This window comes from Lacibacter cauensis (assembly GCF_007830055.1).
Lineage (GTDB): Bacteria > Bacteroidota > Bacteroidia > Chitinophagales > Chitinophagaceae > Lacibacter > Lacibacter cauensis.
Genome location: NZ_VLLE01000003.1, coordinates 208,100 through 226,459, shown reverse-complemented (window position 1 = coordinate 226,459; position 18,360 = coordinate 208,100). Strand labels below are relative to the sequence as shown.

General features: G+C 41.9%; 16 protein-coding genes. 13 read left to right on the top strand and 3 right to left on the bottom strand.

Going from position 1 to position 18,360, the window contains the following annotated elements; all coding sequences use genetic code 11:
* Positions 1–266 precede the first annotated feature (266 nt).
* The 8 genes from IQ13_RS06200 (at position 267) to IQ13_RS06165 (ending at position 9,453) form a co-directional block, all read left to right on the top strand.
* The gene (locus IQ13_RS06200; protein ID WP_144885240.1) at positions 267–1,538 is read left to right on the top strand and encodes an MFS transporter; all 1,272 of its coding nucleotides are present in this window, start codon (positions 267–269) and stop codon (positions 1,536–1,538) included.
* Between the two features lie 125 nt (positions 1,539–1,663).
* On the top strand, positions 1,664–2,890 hold the full coding sequence (locus IQ13_RS06195; RefSeq protein WP_144885239.1) for a nucleoside permease: 1,227 nt from the start codon (positions 1,664–1,666) through the stop codon (positions 2,888–2,890).
* Positions 2,891–2,910: 20 nt separating this feature from the next.
* Positions 2,911–3,813 carry a hydroxypyruvate isomerase family protein gene (locus tag IQ13_RS06190; protein ID WP_144885238.1) on the top strand — a complete coding sequence of 301 codons (903 nt, stop codon included), beginning with the start codon at positions 2,911–2,913 and terminating at the stop codon, positions 3,811–3,813.
* A 71-nt stretch (positions 3,814–3,884) separates the two neighbouring features.
* Positions 3,885–5,570 carry a GMC oxidoreductase gene (locus IQ13_RS06185; protein WP_144885237.1) on the top strand — a complete coding sequence of 562 codons (1,686 nt, stop codon included), beginning with the start codon at positions 3,885–3,887 and terminating at the stop codon, positions 5,568–5,570.
* A 9-nt stretch (positions 5,571–5,579) separates the two neighbouring features.
* Complete coding sequence (locus tag IQ13_RS06180; protein WP_144885236.1) at positions 5,580–7,262, top strand: GMC oxidoreductase; 1,683 nt, start codon at positions 5,580–5,582, stop codon at positions 7,260–7,262.
* A gap of 36 nt (positions 7,263–7,298) precedes the next feature.
* Positions 7,299–7,937 (top strand): gluconate 2-dehydrogenase subunit 3 family protein, encoded by a 639-nt coding sequence (locus tag IQ13_RS06175; protein WP_144885235.1) that lies wholly within the window; start codon positions 7,299–7,301, stop codon positions 7,935–7,937.
* Positions 7,938–8,009: 72 nt separating this feature from the next.
* A complete protein-coding gene (locus IQ13_RS06170; protein WP_144885234.1) occupies positions 8,010–8,912 on the top strand; it encodes a TIM barrel protein in 903 nt (300 codons plus the stop codon).
* A gap of 115 nt (positions 8,913–9,027) precedes the next feature.
* Positions 9,028–9,453 (top strand): YybH family protein, encoded by a 426-nt coding sequence (locus IQ13_RS06165; protein ID WP_144885233.1) that lies wholly within the window; start codon positions 9,028–9,030, stop codon positions 9,451–9,453.
* Between the two features lie 42 nt (positions 9,454–9,495).
* On the opposite strand, the gene IQ13_RS06160 is transcribed toward IQ13_RS06165, so the two are convergent.
* The 3 genes from IQ13_RS06160 to IQ13_RS06150 form a co-directional block, all read right to left on the bottom strand.
* Positions 9,496–9,723 (bottom strand): hypothetical protein, encoded by a 228-nt coding sequence (locus IQ13_RS06160; RefSeq protein ID WP_144885232.1) that lies wholly within the window; start codon positions 9,721–9,723, stop codon positions 9,496–9,498.
* 84 nt (positions 9,724–9,807) lie between these two features.
* Positions 9,808–10,269, bottom strand: a complete 462-nt coding sequence (locus IQ13_RS06155; RefSeq protein ID WP_144885231.1) for a hypothetical protein — start codon at positions 10,267–10,269, stop codon at positions 9,808–9,810.
* Between the two features lie 60 nt (positions 10,270–10,329).
* On the bottom strand, positions 10,330–11,100 hold the full coding sequence (locus IQ13_RS06150) for a glycoside hydrolase family 25 protein (protein ID WP_144885230.1): 771 nt from the start codon (positions 11,098–11,100) through the stop codon (positions 10,330–10,332).
* A gap of 126 nt (positions 11,101–11,226) precedes the next feature.
* Between IQ13_RS06150 and IQ13_RS06145 the strand changes: the two genes are divergently transcribed.
* The 5 genes from IQ13_RS06145 (at position 11,227) to IQ13_RS06125 (ending at position 18,293) form a co-directional block, all read left to right on the top strand.
* The gene (locus IQ13_RS06145) at positions 11,227–12,354 is read left to right on the top strand and encodes a glycosyltransferase (RefSeq protein ID WP_144885229.1); all 1,128 of its coding nucleotides are present in this window, start codon (positions 11,227–11,229) and stop codon (positions 12,352–12,354) included.
* A gap of 56 nt (positions 12,355–12,410) precedes the next feature.
* Positions 12,411–13,481 (top strand): ABC transporter permease, encoded by a 1,071-nt coding sequence (locus IQ13_RS06140; protein WP_144885228.1) that lies wholly within the window; start codon positions 12,411–12,413, stop codon positions 13,479–13,481.
* A gap of 224 nt (positions 13,482–13,705) precedes the next feature.
* Positions 13,706–15,193, top strand: a complete 1,488-nt coding sequence (locus IQ13_RS06135; protein ID WP_144885227.1) for an MFS transporter — start codon at positions 13,706–13,708, stop codon at positions 15,191–15,193.
* 10 nt (positions 15,194–15,203) lie between these two features.
* Positions 15,204–16,961 (top strand): glycoside hydrolase family 13 protein, encoded by a 1,758-nt coding sequence (locus tag IQ13_RS06130; RefSeq protein ID WP_144885226.1) that lies wholly within the window; start codon positions 15,204–15,206, stop codon positions 16,959–16,961.
* A gap of 21 nt (positions 16,962–16,982) precedes the next feature.
* On the top strand, positions 16,983–18,293 hold the full coding sequence (locus IQ13_RS06125; RefSeq protein ID WP_199758198.1) for a sugar porter family MFS transporter: 1,311 nt from the start codon (positions 16,983–16,985) through the stop codon (positions 18,291–18,293).
* Positions 18,294–18,360 lie beyond the last annotated feature (67 nt).

Sequence of the window (18,360 nt, the reverse complement as noted above, 5' to 3'; positions counted from 1 at the left end):
GGTTTGAAGGTTCTAAAGGTAATGACTAAATGAAAACAACAAATGCTAATTACACACGTAAGCCTGCCATTCCTGTAAATAAAGTTGTAATATAAAATAGTATCAACGAACGGCAATGCTGGTTTGATATTCATTAACATTTCAAACGTTTGCAAGTTTCCTTTGAAAAAAATTAAGGTTTGCACAATAAAGAAATAGCCTAAATTTAAAACCTCGATTTAATTGCCAATTAAAAGAAATCATAAACCAACTACAACCATTGCATCATGAACGCTATTAACCGTAACCAATTATTTATTGGAAGCTGTCTTGCCTTATTAGTTACTTCTCTTTCGTTTGGTATCAGGGCCGGTATTCTCGGAAAGCTTGGAACAGATTTTAATTTAAATGCAACACAGCTTGGTACGATTGCGGCCACTGCGTTTTGGGGTTTTCCGCTTGCTGTAATCATTGGTGGAATGGTGGTTGATTTGATTGGTATGAAACGTTTGCTGGAGCTTGCCTTCTTCTTTCACCTGGCAGGTATTTTATTGACCATTTTTGCAGGAGGTTTCTGGAGCTTGTTTTTTTCAACCTTATTAATAGGTATTGCCAACGGAACTGTTGAAGCTGCATGTAATCCATTGGTAACTACTTTGTATCCCGATAAAAAAACTACCAAACTCAATCACTTTCACTTGTGGTTCCCCGGTGGTATCGTTATTGGCACATTGATAAGCTTTTATTTTTCAAAGCTTAATATCAGCTGGCAAATACAAATGGGTATGATGCTGATACCCACATTGATTTATGGATTCCTGTTTTTAAAACTCAAATTCCCTGTTACAGAACGTGTGGCAGCAGGTGTAAGTACTGCTGAAATGTATAAATCACTGGGCAACCCTTTGTTCCTGTTTATGATCATTTGCATGTTCGGTACTGCTATTACAGAATTATTTACCGGCCAGTGGATTGATGTGTTGCTGCGTAATGTAACCGACAATGCGCTGCTTATTCTTACAGTAACAACATTTGTAATGGTAATTGGCCGGGGGTTTGCCGAACCAATTGTACACAGGTTATCGCCTGCAGGTGTATTGCTTATCTCAGCTATTTTATCAGCAGCAGGTTTGTATTTGTTGGGCCACAGCAGTGGTAACATGTTGTTTGTTGGTGCAATTGTGTTTGGTATGGGTGTGTGCTTTTTCTGGCCAACCATGCTTGGCTTTGTAGCAGAGTACTTGCCAAAAACAGGAGCTGTTGGATTGAACTTTATGGGCGGTGCAGGTATGTTTGCTGTATCGGTGTATATGATGTTTATGGGTAAGTTTTATGATGAAAAAATTATTGCAAAACTTCCTGCAAATTCTAACCTGGCCGATTACAATGCTGCTGCTCCCGGTTCGGAAATGGGAAAAGCATTAGCACAGGCAAAAGTTACAGCTGGTCCCGAAATAATAAATGCCACGCTTATTATTCCTATTGTATTAATTGTTGCCTTCGCTGGCTTGTATATTTATATGCGTGGTAAAAGCAAGCAAACGTTAGCAACAGCATAGTTGAAAAAACGAAGATTTTCACTATGCAGAAATAACATAAATTTAAACCCTCGTTAATGATAAGCAAGGTTTAGCAATAATGCTGAATACCTTTTTGAGCTAAAACCAACTTAAACCGATTTTGCATGTCTTCTACTACCCGTTTGCAATTATCCTTCATGATGTTTCTGGAGTTCTTTATCTGGGGAGGATGGTTTGTAACATTGGGTACTTTTTTAAATAACAATTTATCAGCATCCGGTGCTGAATCTGGACAGGTATTCTCAACACAATCATGGGGAGCTATTATCGCTCCATTTATTATTGGTTTAATTGCCGACAGGTTTGTAAATGCAGAACGTATTCTGGGTGTGCTGCATATTATTGGTGCGTTGCTGATGTACCAGATGTACAATGCAGAAAACATTGCAACATTTTATCCGTATGTATTGATCTATATGATCTGCTATATGCCAACACTGGCATTGGTAAACTCAGTATCCTTCAACCAAATGAAAAATCCGGAGAAAGAATTTTCGGTGATTCGTTTGTTTGGTACAGTAGGTTGGATAGCTGCCGGTTTATTGATCAGTTTCATATTTCATTGGGATTCTGCAGAAGGAACAAAAGAAGGTTTGCTCAAAAACACATTCCTGCTTTCTGGAGCAGCATCATTAGTGCTGGGCTTGTTTAGTTTTACATTGCCAAAAACGCCACCAAAAGGAAAAGGTACAAAAGTTACAGTAAACGATATCCTTGGTTTGGATGCATTAAAACTGTTGAAGGATAAAAACTTCCTCATCTTCTTTATCTCGTCTATTCTTATTTGTATTCCACTTGCATTCTATTATCAGAATACAAACTCATTTCTTTCGAGCATTGGTGTTGAAAATCCAACAGGTAAAATGACCATTGGCCAGGCATCGGAAGTATTGTTCCTGTTGTTATTACCCGTATTTTTTAACCGGTTTGGTTTTAAGAAAACAATATTAGTAGGCATGCTTGCATGGGCTGTACGTTATGTATTGTTTGCATTCGGCAACGCAGGCGATCTAACATTTATGTTATTAATAGGTATTGCCCTGCATGGTATTTGCTACGATTTCTTTTTTGTATCGGGACAGATCTACACCGACTCAAAGGCAGGCGAACAACACAAAAGTGCAGCACAAGGGTTAATCACTTTAGCTACTTATGGATTGGGTATGTTGATAGGTTTTGCAGTAGCAGGAAAAATTACAGACAGTTATAAGTTAGCCGATGGTACATTGGACTACAAAATGGTTTGGCTCATTCCCGCAGGAATTGCCTTTGCTGTGTTCTTGATCTTTGCCCTTTTGTTCAAAGACGAAAAAACAAATAAGACCGCTTAATAAAACAGAAAAAAATTTTCATGTCAAATCAATCAACCAGAAGAGACGCTATTAAAAAATTTGCAGCTGCAACCGTTGCATTAACTGCCGGCAATGCTGTAAGCGGCGGCACCATTGAACGTATTATGGAAGAGGATCAATATAAATTAAAGCGCAACATTAACCACTCGGTTTGTAAGTGGACACACGACTTTCTTTCGCTTGAAGAATTGTGTGTGGAAGTAAAGAAGATGGGCTTTTCTGCGATCGACTTGCTTACGCCAAGCGAATGGCCCATTGCCAAAAAGCATGGCATCCATGTTTCTATGTGCTACACCAATGGTAAGGTTAGTTTAACCGAAGGATGGAATAATAAAAAAAATCATGCACAGCTGATTGCTGCTTATACAGAAGCGATTCCGTTGGTTGCAGAAGCAGGTTATCAAAATCTTATTTGCTTCAGCGGCAACCGCAATGGTATGGACGATGAAACCGGTTTGCAAAACTGTGTAGAAGGCTTAAAGCAAATTATGCCTCTCGCAGAAAAGCACAATGTCATCATTCAGATTGAAGTGTTCAACAGCAAAGTGGATCATAAAGATTACATGGCTGATAATACTAAATGGACCATTGAATTATGCAAACGCCTTGGTTCGCCTAATTTTAAAATACTGTACGATATCTACCACATGCAAATCAGCGAAGGCGATATCATCCACACCATCAAACAAAACCATCAATACTTCGGTCATTATCATACAGCAGGTGTTCCCGGCCGTCATGAAATCATCGAAAACCAGGAGCTCTTTTATCCGGCCATTATGAAAGCCATTGTTGAAACCGGTTACAAAGGATATGTAGCACAGGAATACATTCCTACCGGTAAAACAAAAGAAGATAAACTGGCTGCTTTAAAAGATGCCATCAAACGATGCGATGTGTGACAGCATTATTTGATAATTATCAAACCAGCAAACAATCAAACCAAATACATTTAAAATTCTAAACTTGTCATATGCCTGAAAATAATGTCTACGATGCCATTGTGATTGGCTCGGGTATCAGTGGTGGTTGGGCCGCCAAGGAATTAACCGAAAAAGGTCTTAAAACAATCATGCTGGAGCGTGGTCGTAATATTGAACACATCAAAGATTACGTAAACGCTACCAAAGATTCCTGGGAGTTCCCGCATCGTGGTGCAAGACCAACACAGCAAATGATTGCTGATTACCCCGTATTAAAACGTGACTATCCCCTCAATGAAACTGTTCTTGATTATTGGGTAAAGGATAAAGAATGTCCTTACACAGAAGAAAAGCGTTTCGATTGGTATCGTGGTTATCATGTAGGCGGTCGTTCATTGATGTGGGGTCGCCAGAGCTATCGTTTCAACAAATGGGATTTTGAAGCCAATACAAAAGAAGGTATTGGTGTAGACTGGCCTATCCGTTACGATGATATTGCACCATGGTACAGTTATGCGGAACGTTTTGCAGGCATCCAGGGAACGAAAGATGGTTTGGAAGTATTGCCCGATGGCGATTTTATGCCGGGCATGGAACTGAACTGTGTAGAGAAAGAAGTAAAACAACGTTTGCTCGATCATTATAAAGGCAGCAGGCACATGATCATTGGTCGCAGTGCCAACCTTACACAACCACATAACAACAGAACCAACTGCCAGTACCGTAACCGTTGCTGGAGAGGTTGTCCGTTTGGTGGTTACTTCAGCACACAATCTGCAACCTTACCTGCAGCCATGGCAACAGGTAATTTAACACTGCGTCCTTTCTCGATTGTTACAAAAATTTTATACGATAAGGATAAAAAGCGTGCAACAGGTGTTGAAATACTCGATGCAGAAACCAATAAAACATACGAGTACAAAGCCAAGATTGTATTCGTTTGTGCATCGGCTTTTAACTCAACATGGGTGTTAATGAACTCTGCTACCGATGTGTGGGAAGGTGGTTTAGGCAGCAGCAGCGGCGAGTTGGGTCATAACGTGATGGACCATCATTTCCGTTGCGGTGCAAATGGTAAAGTAGAAGGTTTCAGCGATAAATATTTATATGGCCGCAGACCAACCGGTATTTACATTCCCCGCTTCCGTAATATTTATGATGATAAGCGTGATTACCTGCGTGGCTTCGGTTACCAGGGTGCTGCAAGCCGTGGCCGTGGAATTGAAGTGGCAGAATTCAGCATTGGTGCAGAACTGAAAGATGCATTAAGCGTACCGGCCGACGATTGGGGTATTGGTATTACAGCCTTTGGCGAAATGCTTCCTTACCACGAAAATAAAATCTCTCTCGACAAAACAGTAAAAGACAAATGGGGCTTACCTGTTTTGAAAATGGATGTAGAAATTAAAGAGAACGAGAAGAAGATGCGTATTGATATGATGAACGACGCAAAAGAAATGCTGGAGGCAGCCGGCGTTAAAGATGTAAAAACATACGATGCAGGTTATGCACCGGGCATGGGTATTCATGAAATGGGTACTGCACGCATGGGTCGTGATCCGAAATCGTCTGTACTCAACGGCAACAACCAGGTATGGGATGCGCCCAACGTGTTTGTTACCGATGGTGCATGTATGACATCAGCTTCTTGCGTAAACCCATCTTTAACGTATATGGCATTAACAGCACGTGCTGCTGATTTTGCTGTGAAAGAATTAAAGAAAGGTAACCTCTAAAAATTCATCATGGCAGATAATACATTTGATGCAATTGTAATCGGGTCGGGTATCAGCGGCGGCTGGGCAGCGAAAGAACTTTGCGAAAAAGGTTTGAAGGTGCTGATGCTGGAGCGTGGTGCAGAGCATAAACACATTGCCGATTACAAGACTGCAACCAAAATGCCGTGGGAGTTTGAGCACAGAGGAAAAACCACACAACAACAGAAAGAAGATTACCCGGTGATACACAGAGGTTGGGCAGCCAACGAACGTGTAATGGATGCATGGGCCAATGAAAAAGATTCGCCGTATACTGAAGTAAAACCATTTACCTGGTGGCGCAGTTACCGTATGGGTGGCCGCTCGGTGTTATGGGGCCGCCACAGTTACCGCTGGAGCGAACTGGATTTTGAAGCCAATGCAAAAGATGGTTTTGGTGTTGATTGGCCCATCCGCTATAAAGACCTTGCTCCGTGGTACGATCATGTTGAACGTTTTGCAGGCATCAGCGGTTCGCTCGAAGGATTGCCGCATTTACCCGATGGACAATTTCTTCCGCCTGTTCCGTTGAATATTGTAGAGAAAGATGTGGCTGCAAAGATCAAAGCCTTTTATAAAGGCGAGCGCCATCTCATCAACAGCCGTGTAGCGAACATAACAGTACCGCACGATCAACGTCCCGGTTGCCAGTTTCGTAACCGCTGCTGGGAGGGCTGTCCGTTTGGTGGTTACTTCAGCACACAATCATCTACCTTACCAGCTGCAGTAAAAACAAACAACTTAACAGTCCGGCCTTTATCCATCGTTACAAAAATTCTGTACGATAAAGACAAGAAAAAAGCAACGGGTGTTGAAGTGCTTGATACCATGGATAACAAAACCTATGAGTTTAAAGCAAAGATTGTTTTCGTTTGTGCATCGGCATTAAACTCTACCTGGTTGTTGTTTAATTCAGCTACCGATATATGGCCCGGCGGTTTAGGCAGCAGCAGTGGCGAGTTAGGACATAATGTAATGGATCATCATTACAACCTTGGAGTAAGCGGCGAAATAGATGGTTATGAAAACGTAACCGAATACGGTCGTCGCCCCGCAGGTTTTTACATTACCCGTTTTGCTAATTTACCCGGCGATAAAAAACGAAATTTTTTACGTGGGTATGGTTACCAGGGAAGTGCAAGCCGGCAAGGTTGGGGAAGAGTGGTTGCAGAGCTGAGCATTGGCAGCGAACTGAAAGAAGCACTCACAGAACCCGGCGGTTGGCGCATTGGTGCAACTGGTTTTGGTGAAATACTTCCTTATCACGAAAACAAAATTTCATTGGATCCTGAAGTAAAAGATAAATGGGGCTTGCCTGTTTTAAAAATGGATGCCGAAATGAAGGAGAACGAACTGAACATGCGCAAGGATATTAAAGAAGATCTGCAGGCCATGTTTGAAGCAGCAGGTGTAAAGAATATTTCTACGTACGATTCAGGACATGCCATGGGCCATGGTATTCATGAAATGGGTACTGCACGCATGGGTCGTGATCCGAAAACATCGGTACTCAACGGCAACAATCAGGTATGGGATGCGCCAAATGTATTTGTTACCGATGGTGCATGCATGACCAGCTCGTCCTGCGTTAATCCATCATTAACCTACATGGCATTAACGGCACGTGCTGCCGATTTTGCTGTGAACGAATTAAAAAAAGGCAACTTATAACTACTATAATCAATCACTTTTTAAACAACTTTTTATATGAATCGTCGTGATCTTTTAAAACAAATTGCACTGCTTACAGGTGGTGCTGTAATTGGTGGCGAATTATTTTTAACCGGTTGTAAAACCGGCGCTAAAGCCGATGCAGGTTTTACCGCAGCAAATATTTCGTTGCTTGATGAAGTGGCGGAAACCATTATTCCTGCTACCTCTACCCCTGGTGCAAAAGCAGCAAAGGTGGGCGAGTTTATGAAAGTAATGGTAACCGACTGTTACACACAAAAACAACAAGATGCTTTTGTAAGCGGCATTGGCGAACTGGATGAAGCCTGCAAAAAAATGCACAGCAAAGGTTTTATGGATTGTACACCGGAGCAACGCAAAGCCCTTTTAGTCAGTCTTGAAAAAGAAGCGAAGGAGTTTAACCAGAAACGTGATGAAGCCGATAAGCCATTGCGTGAAGAACACAAGAAGAAAAATGAAGCATTGGCATGGAAAGATCAAACTGAGTTTGAAGGATCGCCCAGCCATTATTATACAATGATGAAGCAGTTAACACTGCTCGGCTTCTTTACTTCAAAAACAGGCATGACCGAAACATTACGCCATGTACCTGTGCCCGGTAAATACGATGGTGCTTTCGCTTATAACAAAGGCGATAAAGCATGGGCTGAGTAAGCAATTTGTTTCGCTAAAATTTATAATAAATTTTTGCAGTGTTTACGCTGCATAAAAAAACGATTGATTCGTATGAGTTACAACCGCAGATCATTTTTAAAAACATCGGCAGCCGCAACAGCCGGTTTATCGTTGGCAGGTTTGCCTTTATTCTCTTTTGCAGATGATGCGGAAGCACGCAAGCTGCAATATGGTATTCAGCTGTACACTGTTCGTAATGATGTAGCTAAAAACCTTGCTTCCACACTGCAATACGTGGCCAAAGCCGGTTATTCGCAAATTGAGTTATACGGATTTGATGGAAAAGGATTCTTTGGCAAGCCGCCCAAAGAGTTAAGAGCCATGTTCGATGATTTGAAATTAAGTTCACCGAGCGGTCACTATAATTTTGGACCTGTGTTAACAGAAGGCAAACTTGATTTTTGGCAAAAGTCTATTGAGGCAGCCAACATCATGGGCAGCAAATACGTTACCATTCCCTGGTTAGATCCGAATCAACGTGGTGCTGATACATTACCAAAACTGGTTGACCTAGTGAATAAAGCTGCAGAACTTACAAAAGCAGCCGGTATGAAACTGGCTTACCACAACCACGATTTTGAATTTAAGAAATTGCCTGATGGTTCAACCTTCATTCAAACTTTATTGGATAAGACAGATCCTTCGCTGGTAGATTTTGAACTGGACTTATACTGGAGTTCGTTTATGAACGAAAATGCAGTAGAGTGGTTTAAAAAATATCCCGGTCGTTTTACACAGTGGCATGTAAAAGATGCAACGGTAAACGCAAAGGGTCAAAAAGAAAGTACACAGGTGGGCGATGGTACTATTGACTTTACCAGCATTTTTGCGCACAAGAAAACAGCAGGTTTGCGTTATGCTTATGTAGAGCAGGAAGCTTATACCATGCCCGAAGAAGAATGTATTAAAAAGAGCATTGCCTACATGAAGAAGAAAAAGTGGGGCAATAAATAAGCAACCTTATTCTATTGATAGTTTAGAGCCGTTTCAGCAAAACTGAAACGGCTTTTTTTTGATTTTACTTGAAGATGCGTGTAATTCGTGGCCGCTTTTTTTATTACATTCAGGTATGAAACAACTACTCCTGCTTACTGCACTGCTGTTTTCGTTCTCCTCTTTTGCGCAAACAAACGATGAACAACAGATACGTTCCATTTTAGCTGCACAAACCGAATACTGGAACAAAGGCGATATCGAAAACTTTATGAAAGGTTACTGGAACAACGATTCGCTGATGTTCATTGGCAAAAGCGGTATCACCTATGGCTATAACAACACACTGGAGAATTATAAAAAAGGTTATCCCAACCGTGATGCAATGGGCACACTTACCTTTCCCTTTATTCAGTTAAAGCGTATTTCTGCAGATGCATATTTTGTAATTGGTCAATGGCATTTAGCCCGACCCAAAGAAGGTGATGTGGGTGGACATTATACGTTGCTATTCAGAAAAATAAAAGGGAAATGGGTGATTGTTGCTGATCACAGCAGTTAAAATATGAAATGATACAGGCCATTGAAAATGTCCCGACTCATTTTACAACTTCCCCTTCCACAAACGATAATAGAAATAAATTAACCCGGCAAGCGAAGTCAAAAAAACAATGTAGTAAATAATATTGCCGATAGTTGGCGATCCTTCAAAGAAGCCCCAGTTGAGGTATAAACCAAAGGTCATGTGCAGCAGCAGGAACAACATGCCTACCGAAACGGTTTGTACAATCCGTTTCAGAAAATCCTGCGCTTCGGGTTCCATGCCACTCATGTTGTATAAATTTTAATGAAAGTTACGAACATAAAAAATGCTGTTGCACAAACTGTACAACAGCATAATGTATAAATTGTTTTCTTAGAGTGTAAAGCGAATAGCGAAACCACCCCAGTTGGCGTTAAAGCCATTACGGGTACCGCTGCCCAATTCAAAACTGGGTTGCCAGTCGAGCGCCAGGTTCAACGGCATATTGGTGAACTTATAGTCAACCCCCACTACTCCGTCAATACCTACAGCAGTAATGCCTTTGTACAAGCCCACATGCGCACCGGGGCCCACATACCATTTCAACGCACCTTCTGAGCTAAGGTTGCCATGTATTTCGTACAAGCCGGTAATGCGTGTACCATATCGATCGAAGTAACCGATAAACTCCAGCGCATTGTTGTCTTTAATAAATGTTTTAACGGATATACCACCCCCTGTCCAGAGTTTAGCACCAATGGCTGTTTTATAATCAGGACCTTCTGCTGTACTGTTTTGTGCAGAAGCGGCTAAAAAAATTGTTGCTAAGAAAAGTGTCAAGATAAGTTTTTTCATACGTGATCTGTTTTGTAAAAATTCGGTTTGTGTTACCGCTGTTCTGCGGCAAAAATATTACTATTTCAACAGCAGTTGCTGAAATTCTGTACTGTCGCCATTGAAAACATTAAAATCAACTTTACCTGCAATGCCATTTACACGGCCGCTTTCACTGTGCTGCCAGAAATGCCAGTTACGTTCAATACGTGGAGCAAGTGGGCGTAAATAATGCGCCACCCATAACGGGTATTCATCAAACGCATCATCGAGATAACGTTTATAAAAATCGGCATTGGTATAAATAATCGGCTTTACACCATAGGCAAGCTCCGCTGCATATAAAAAAGCTTTTACCCGTTGTTGCAATAGCGTTTTACTTACGCCATTTGTTTGTTCTACATCCAGCACGGGTGGTAAATCGCCTTTGGCAAGCTTCACCGTTTTAATAAAATTTTCTGCCTGTTTGGTTCCGTCTTTCGATGAAATAAAAAAATGATAGGCCCCACGTGTTACACCTGCTTCTTTTGCTTTACGCCAGTTCCGTTTAAAATGCGAATCGCTGCCACTGATGCCTTCGGTTGCTTTCATAAAAGCAAAACCAATCTGTACACCTGCTATATTCATGGCCTTCACCGATTCCCAGTTAATGGTTTGCTGGTAACGGCTTACATCAATACCATGCACATTGTATTTTGTAGGAATATCGATGCCAAACTCCTGGTAACGGATCATGCCAGCCTGGCGCTCCAGCCACCAGTTACGACCGTACAAAAAAACACCTGCGGAAAACACAAGAAAGATGAGTATCCAGGGAAGGTAGCGCAACGATTTATTTTTCTTTCGGGCCATAAACGGTTGCAAATCTAATTGGCCTGAAGCGCAAAAAAAGAGTTCGGTTGCATTTTAATTTTTTATTGACAGAACAGGCTTTGCAGATAAAGTTTACAGTTCGGGTATGGCTGCTTATTTTGCAGCATGTTGTGGCTGTTGCTCACTTGTTGTTTGTTACTACCGTATACAGTATTGCTGTTACTGTACCGTTATTGGTGGAGTAAAACAAAAACAGTTACTGTCAATCGTACATTTCAACCGTCAACCCGTTTCAGCATCATCATTCCTGCACGTAACGAAGAACAAAATATCAACGCCTGTTTGCAATCCATTGCACAGCTGAACTATCCCAACGAACTATTTGAAGTGATTGTGATGGATGATTTCAGCACCGATGCAACAGTTGCTACTGCACAACAGTTTCCGTTTGTAAAAGTGTTGGAGCTGAAAACATTGCTCAACGAAAAAATCAACTCGTATAAAAAGAAAGCGATTGAACTTGGAATCGTTGCTTCAACAGGCGATTATATTGTTACCACCGATGCAGACTGTATCGTTCCTGAAAACTGGTTATACAATTTCGCCTTCATCATACAGCAAAAGCCGACTGTTTTTATTGCAGCACCGGTTGCCATGAAAGAAGAACGCTCAGCGATTAAAGTATTTCAGTCGCTGGATTTTTTAAGTCTGCAGGGAATTACAGCTGCTTCGGTTGGTGCAGGTTTTCACAGCATGTGCAATGGCGCTAATTTGTGTTACAGCAAAGAAGCCTTTTACAAAGTAGATGGTTTTAAAGGAGTGGATCATATTGCCAGTGGCGATGATATGCTGCTGATGCATAAACTGTACAACCAATATCCCAACGAAGTGCATTACTGCAAAGCAGCAGATAGCATTGTACTGACGGAGCCCGTTGAAACGGTTGCAGCATTTTTCCGGCAGCGGATACGCTGGGCCAGCAAAGCAGATAAGTACGATGACAAACGCATCTTTGTTGTGCTGTTGTTGGTGTACCTGCTCAATGTATGGTTACTGGTACTTGCAATAAGTTGTTTCTTCATCAGTAACAATTTGCAATTGCTGTTACTGGCCTTGGGTATCAAAACAATTGCTGAGCTGTTTTTTCTTTTTCCGGTTGCCCGTTTCTTTCAAAAACAACAGCTGTTGGTCTGGTTTCCATTGGCACAACCTTTTCATATTGTGTATACGGTTATTGCAGGCTGGTTGGGTAAGTTTGGTAACTATGAGTGGAAGGGAAGAACAGTTCGTTAATCGACCCAGATGAATCGAATAATTAATTAGCTTCAATTTCTGTTCGCTACTATAACATGCAGGTACAAGATCAATCAAACATTCAAACGTTCTGGAAAAAACTGCGTCGCAATAAAGGCGCTGTGTTTGGATTGATCGTTATTGTTCTCGCCATTGTTACTGCGTTGTTTGCTTACGTACTTGCGCCTGATGCCACACCCGATGCCAATCGCATTATAGTTGAAATTGCAGCAAAGAAGCCGGGCTATCAACAACAGTTTTACCTGCAGGAAAAAGAAACAAGCCACAAAGGAAACTTGTTGTTTGGTAAAGAAGATGCTGTGCAATACATCCCCATCAGTTCGTACCAACAAAAACAGGATACCTTGTTTGTACAGAAATATGTAGATGATGGCGTTTCAGAACCGATGTATTTTCTGCTCAATGGAAAACAGGCTGCACAGCTTCTTACTACCAAAACCTTTTGGCTGGGTACTGATAAATTCGGTCGTGATATTCTCAGCAGACTCGTTGTTGGTGTGCGTGTTAGTTTAAGTGTGGGACTCATTGCTGTACTTATTTCTCTTACCGTTGGCATTTTTCTTGGTGCTGTTGCCGGTTACTTTCGTGGCTGGATAGACGAAGCCATTCTCTGGCTCATTAATGTGGTGTGGAGTATCCCCACTTTGCTGTTGGTGTTTGCTATTACGCTTGCATTGGGTAAAGGTTTCTGGCAGGTGTTTATTGCCGTTGGTTTAACGCTTTGGGTAAACGTAGCCCGTTTGGTGCGTGGACAAATCCTCAGCATTCGTGAGCTGAATTATATTGAAGCAACAAAAGCCATGGGCTTTTCGCACAGTCGTACCATCTTCAAACATATACTTCCCAACATCATGGGTCCGGTTATTGTAATTGCAGCCAGCAATTTTGCGAGTGCGATTGTTATTGAGGCTGGACTTAGTTTTCTGGGCGTAGGTGTGCAGGCACCACAACCCAGCTGGGGACTCATGATCAAGGAAAACTACAACTTCATCATCACCAATAATCCCATGCTGGCCATTGCACCTGGCATTGCCATTATGTTATTGGTACTTGCGTTTAATTTATTGGGCAATGGGTTGCGGGATGTGCTGGATGTAAGGAATTAAATAAGAAACCGTCATCTTGACGAAGGAAAGATCTCCTTAGCTTAGAAAATTTTGGAGTAAATCAGGAGAGCCTAATTTTAAGAGATGTCTCGTTCCTCGACATGACGAACCACTTTTCTTTTTCCCAACATCAACCGTTTGCAGGCTATGCGCAATCGGCAACTTCTTTTATCTTCATTACCGATTGCTGCCACGTGCAGTTAGTCCATATAAACCAACTGCGCATGTCTATCTCAAAACCACGTTTAAGCTTCTGGCAAATCATAAACATGAATGTTGGCTTCTTCGGCATTCAGTACAGCTTTGGTTTGCAGCAGAGTGCTGTTAATCCCATCTACGATTTTTTAGGTGCCAAGCCCGACGAAATTCCCTGGCTCAACTTAGCAGGTCCACTCACCGGTTTAATCATTCAACCCATCATTGGTGCATTGAGCGATAAAACATGGCATCCCCGTTTTGGCCGTCGTACACCTTACTTTTTTATTGGAGCGATGATCTGCAGTATTGCCTTGTTTCTGTTTCCGTTCAGCAGTGCGCTGTGGATGGCTGCCGGTTTATTATGGATACTCGACGCCGGTAACAACACCGCCATGGAACCGTATCGTGCATTCATTGCCGATAAGTTAGATGCTACACAACAGCCCACCGGTTTTCAGGCACAAAGCTTCTTTACCGGCTTTGGTCAAACACTGGCAAACGTTTCACTCTTTATCTTTCCGTTGATCTTTATTGGTAAAACAGGTAAGCTGCCAACGTGGGTATTTGCTTCGTTCTTTTTAGGTGCCGTTTGTTCCATCGGTTCTATCTGGTGGAGTATACGTACCACGACCGAAATTCCGCCGAGTGAAGAAGAGTTAAAAACATTTAATGAAAAAAACAAAGGCATGCCGCATCCGGCTGTACAATTTTTTCTTTCCATTATTACAACCGTTGTTGCTTATATCATCATTGCTGTTTTATTAATTCCGTCTTTGTTTGTAAAAGGATTGATGCGCCGTGTATTGAATTATGCAGAGCAACATCCCACACTTAAAATTCTGTTTGCACAGAATATTGAAATTGTAGATGCCATTACCAATATGCCGAAAGTAATGTGGCAACTGGCACTGGTGTATTTATTTCAGTGGTATGCGTTATTCTGTTACTGGCAAAACTCATCCAAGAGTATTGCATTGTCTGTTTGGAAAACTTCTCCTGAGCAGGATGCAGGCTTGTATGAAAAAGCAGTTAGCTGGACAGGACTTGTAAACGGCTGGTACAACGTCGTTACGTTTTTATGTGCATTTGTACTCGTGTACTTCGCCAAAAAATATTCGCCCAAACTGGTACACTTCGGTTGTTTGGTGTTGGCAGGTATTGGTTTACTCTTCTTTCCGTTTATTGAAAATAAATATTTGCTGTTCCCTGCCATTACCGGCTTTGGTATTGGATGGGCCAGTATGATGGGTATTCCTTATCTCATTGTAGTGAGCAAAATTCCGAAGGAACGTTATGGTGTGTACATGGGTGTGATTAACATGATGATTGTAATACCCATGTTCATTCAAACCACAACCTTTGGTTTTATTCTCAGAAATTTCCTGGGTAACAATCCCGGTAATGCCGTTGCATTTGCCGGCGTGTTCTTATTAATTGCTGCATTGCTTACGTTGCTCATTAAATCAGATAAACCGGCAGCAGATGCAACAGTGAGTTTTTCCGGAGGCCATTAAACAATTTGAAATGAACTATCTGCGTATTTTTTTATTGATGCTGTTGTTTGTGTGGGCACTCAGCTCCTGCAAAGAAAAAAATGCAACCGCTGCAAATCAAACAAGCATCCAAAATAAAACCTGGTGGAAAGAAGCGGTGATTTACCAGATCTATCCCCGCAGTTTTAAAGACAGCGATGGTGATGGAATTGGCGATATCAAAGGCATCATCTCTAAACTCGATTATATTCAATCGCTGGGTATTGATGCGGTGTGGCTGAACCCGATTTACGAATCACCCAATAAAGACAATGGATACGACATCAGCGATTACAGAAATGTATCGAAGCAGTTTGGCAGCATGAACGATTTTGATACGCTGTTGGCAGGATTTCATAACCGTGGAATAAAAGTGTTTATGGACCTGGTGGTAAACCATTGCAGCAATGAACATCCGTGGTTTAAAGAAGCAAGTAAAAGCAGGAACAGTCCTTACTATAATTATTTTCATTGGTGGCCCGCAGAAAAAGGAGAGCCGCCTTACCGTTTCAGCATCTTCGATGAGAAAGGTTATGGTTGGGAATTTAATAAAGCCACCAACTCATACTACCTGCATTACTTCGGCGATTTTCAACCCGATCTCAATTGGGAAAATCCAAAGCTGCGGCAGGAAGTGTATGATATTATGAAATTCTGGAGCAAGAAAGGTATTGATGGTTTCCGTATGGATGCATTGGCGTTTATTTCAAAAGATACGACCTGGCCCGGCTTACCTGCAGAATACAATGGCAACTGGCCGTTGTACTATGCAAGTGGTCCGCACCTGCACGATTATATCCAGGAAATGAACAAGGAAGTATTAACGCCTTACAAGCTTGCAACCGTTGCAGAAGCAATGGGCGATGTGCCACGGGTGAAAAAGTTTGTGGATGAAGACCGCAATGAGTTGAACATGGCGTACAATTTTGAAGCAATTGATTTTGGTTACTTACCCAACGAATATAAAATGCCCGACCCCAAAGGATGGGATTTGGTAAAGTGGAAACAGATTTACAAACGCTGGGACAGTGCATTCAGTGAAAAAGGATGGGGCACTGTTTATCTCGCCAATCACGATCAGCCAAGGATGGTTACACGTTGGGGAAATGATGCACCGGAGTTTCGTGAGCTTTCATCAAAAATGTTAAACACATTTATTCTTACCATGCGTGGTACTGCTTTCACTTATTACGGCGATGAAATTGGCATGAACAATATCAAGTTCGATAAAGTGGAAGATTACAATGATGTAGAACTGCTCACCAACTATGCACAGGTAAAAGCAAAGGGCGGCGATTTAAAACGTTTTCTCGAAGGCATGAAAATTTCTTCCCGTGATAATGGCCGTACACCTATGCAATGGGACAGTACAGCAGGTGCAGGTTTTACATTGGCAACACCCTGGTTAAAAATTAACCCGAATTATACAACGGTGAATGTTGCTGCTGCCGAAGCGAACAACAACAGTGCACTGCATTACTTCCGTAAGCTCACCAAACTGCGTAAAGCAAATGAAGCGTTGCAATACGGTACATTTACATTGGTTGATGCAGATAACCCCGATGTATTTGCATACACAAGAACACTCAACAACAAAATATTTCTGATACTGCTCAATTTTAAAAACAAAACTGCAACTGTAAAAACAGGTTTGGATCTGAGCAAAGGAAAAACCGTACTCAACAACTATGGATCAGCGAATGTGTCTGAAACACTGCAACCTTATGAAGCATCTGTCATTGAATTATAACCCGTCCAACTATTTTTGATTATGAACAAAAAAATCATTCTCTGGTCCATTGCTGTTGGTTTAGGAGGCTTGTTGTTTGGTATGGATGTAGCCGTTATATCCGGCGCAGAAAATGCCATTCAGCAACTCTGGCAACTCAGCGACTGGACGCATGGCACCGCCATTGCAATGGCTTTGTATGGTACTGCGTTCGGTGCTGCATTCGGTAACATTCCTGCAAACAAAATCGGTCGTAAAAAATCACTTATCTGGATCGGCATTATCTTTTTAGTATCATCGGTTGGTGCTGCATTGGCTCCCGACGTGTACTCCTTTATGTTCTTCCGTTTCTTAAGCGGTTTAAGTATTGGTGCATCATCAGTTGTTGCACCGGTGTACATTTCGGAAATTGCTCCTGCAAAATATCGTGGACGTTTAGTTATCTCGTTCCAGATGAACATCGTTGCCGGTATCCTGTTGGCGTACTTATCGAATTACTTATTGCAAGGCGTAGGTGGTGCAAACGACTGGCGCTGGATGCTGGGTATTGTTGCGTTGCCTTCATTGTTGTTCTCACTAATTATGATGGTTGTACCCGAAACACCACGCTGGCTTCTGTTGTTTAAAAACGATGAAGCGCATGCACGTGAGGTGTTGGCCATTACCGAAGATGATATTGATAAAACCATCAACGAAATAAAAGCATCGGCTACACAAACAAAAGAACCGCTGTTCAACAAAAAGTTTTACAAACCATTATTGCTGGCATTTTTGCTGGCAACATTCAATCAACTGTCGGGCATCAATGCCATTATTTATTTTGCACCACGTGTATTTGAAATGGCAGGACTTGCCAAAGCATCGGCCTTTCTTGGTACAGTTGGCATTGGTGTGGTGAACCTGGCGTTTACCATTCTAGGTTGGTCGTTGATTGATAAGTTTGGCCGACGCACACTCATGTTCATTGGCTCCATCGGTTATATCATTTCACTCAGCTTAATTGCATGGTCGTTCAACACCGGTGCAAGCGATTATATTGTGTACTATGTGTTCCTGTTTATTGCCGCACATGCAGTAGGACAAGGTGCGGTGATCTGGGTATTCATTTCCGAAATATTTCCCAACTCGGTGCGTGCTGCAGGCACATCATTCGGCAGTTTAACACATTGGGCATGGGCTGCAGTAGTGGCACAGGTGTTTCCTTATTTTGCCGGAAATGTAGGTGGTACAACCATCTTCGGTTTTTTTGCTTTGATGATGGTGCTGCAACTAATTTATGTATGGCGGATGATGCCCGAAACAAAAGGTATTGCATTAGAAGATATGGATAAAGCAACCGTTGTGTTGCATTAAACAAAAGCAGAGTAAAATACAGGAGTTGAAATGCTTAAAACTAATTCTTTAAAATAATTGCTGAAGC

Bases quoted from the DNA above. Each gene is read 5' to 3' on its own strand.
- IQ13_RS06195 (WP_144885239.1), top strand. From the start codon at position 1,664: ATGTCTTCTACTACCCGTTTGCAATTATCCTTCATGATGTTTCTGGAG.
- IQ13_RS06180 (WP_144885236.1), top strand. From the start codon at position 5,580: ATGGCAGATAATACATTTGATGCAATTGTAATCGGGTCGGGTATCAGC.
- IQ13_RS06170 (WP_144885234.1), top strand. From the start codon at position 8,010: ATGAGTTACAACCGCAGATCATTTTTAAAAACATCGGCAGCCGCAACA.
- IQ13_RS06145 (WP_144885229.1), top strand. From the start codon at position 11,227: ATGTTGTGGCTGTTGCTCACTTGTTGTTTGTTACTACCGTATACAGTA.
- IQ13_RS06175 (WP_144885235.1), top strand. From the start codon at position 7,299: ATGAATCGTCGTGATCTTTTAAAACAAATTGCACTGCTTACAGGTGGT.
- IQ13_RS06155 (WP_144885231.1), bottom strand. From the start codon at position 10,269: ATGAAAAAACTTATCTTGACACTTTTCTTAGCAACAATTTTTTTAGCC.
- IQ13_RS06135 (WP_144885227.1), top strand. From the start codon at position 13,706: ATGTCTATCTCAAAACCACGTTTAAGCTTCTGGCAAATCATAAACATG.
- IQ13_RS06165 (WP_144885233.1), top strand. From the start codon at position 9,028: ATGAAACAACTACTCCTGCTTACTGCACTGCTGTTTTCGTTCTCCTCT.
- IQ13_RS06185 (WP_144885237.1), top strand. From the start codon at position 3,885: ATGCCTGAAAATAATGTCTACGATGCCATTGTGATTGGCTCGGGTATC.
- IQ13_RS06130 (WP_144885226.1), top strand. From the start codon at position 15,204: ATGAACTATCTGCGTATTTTTTTATTGATGCTGTTGTTTGTGTGGGCA.
- IQ13_RS06140 (WP_144885228.1), top strand. From the start codon at position 12,411: ATGCAGGTACAAGATCAATCAAACATTCAAACGTTCTGGAAAAAACTG.
- IQ13_RS06200 (WP_144885240.1), top strand. From the start codon at position 267: ATGAACGCTATTAACCGTAACCAATTATTTATTGGAAGCTGTCTTGCC.
- IQ13_RS06150 (WP_144885230.1), bottom strand. From the start codon at position 11,100: ATGGCCCGAAAGAAAAATAAATCGTTGCGCTACCTTCCCTGGATACTC.
- IQ13_RS06160 (WP_144885232.1), bottom strand. From the start codon at position 9,723: ATGAGTGGCATGGAACCCGAAGCGCAGGATTTTCTGAAACGGATTGTA.
- IQ13_RS06190 (WP_144885238.1), top strand. From the start codon at position 2,911: ATGTCAAATCAATCAACCAGAAGAGACGCTATTAAAAAATTTGCAGCT.
- IQ13_RS06125 (WP_199758198.1), top strand. From the start codon at position 16,983: ATGAACAAAAAAATCATTCTCTGGTCCATTGCTGTTGGTTTAGGAGGC.